This window comes from Lentilactobacillus sp. TOM.63 (genome assembly GCF_030361045.1).
Classification (GTDB): Bacteria; Bacillota; Bacilli; order Lactobacillales; family Lactobacillaceae; genus Lentilactobacillus; species Lentilactobacillus dabitei.
Map to the genome: position 1 here is coordinate 1 of NZ_JAUCAP010000178.1, position 759 is coordinate 759.

2 protein-coding genes are annotated in these 759 nt (G+C 42.8%); both read right to left on the reverse strand.

Going from position 1 to position 759, the window contains the following annotated elements; all coding sequences use genetic code 11:
* The coding region (locus QUF07_RS14020; protein ID WP_289428204.1) for a hypothetical protein at positions 1–263 on the reverse strand (263 nt) is incomplete at its 3' end.
* 16 nt (positions 264–279) lie between these two features.
* Positions 280–696, reverse strand: coding sequence for a single-stranded DNA-binding protein (locus QUF07_RS14025; RefSeq protein ID WP_289428205.1), 417 nt, complete (start codon positions 694–696; stop codon positions 280–282).
* Positions 697–759 lie beyond the last annotated feature (63 nt).

Consider the following 759-nt stretch of genomic DNA (forward strand, 5'->3'; position numbering starts at 1 on the left):
TTCGTAATAGCTGCTCTTTGGCGAATGCTTAATTGCCCTTTTCTATAACATTCTTCAACCACTTTTGAAGTGGGAAAATGTGAAACTATTGAATCCAATTCATGCAATTCGGGAAAAGCGAACATAAACAACATAAATTGTTTGTCGGAGAAAGTGTTAACTTCTTTGTACGACAGGTAGAAAAAATTAAGTGTGCGCATATAAGGCTTTGATTCATCCCAGAATTCCTTGGCTTTTTGAGTTAACTGTTCAAGCTGGTTCACAACCATCACCTCCAAATCAGAACGGTAACGAATCATCACTGATATCAATCGAATCACCAGAATTAGCAAACGGATCGCCACTTTCTGATTGATTGTTCTGGTTGCTTGACCGTTGTTGTCGTGGCCGTTGTGGTAAATCAAAGTCATTCACATTCAAATCCACTGCGAATTGCGGTTCACCCTGCTGGTTCGTCCACTGATTAACTGACCATTGACCAGAAACCGCCACGTTGTCACCTTTGTGAAAATACTTCATGATCGTATCAGCACGCTTGCCAAAGACGGAGCACCGCACCCAGTCAACGCCATAGTTACCGTTGCGATCTGGTCGATTCTGACGAACGGCAATCGTAAAGTCAGCGACCTCGCTGTTACCAACCTGTCTCGCTTGTGGATCTTTTCCGATGTTGCCGGTGATTGCCATATTACGCATTAGTCTTCACCTCTCCATATTTACCATTTTCAATGTTTACAGCAAAGATCGCATGATCTTCTC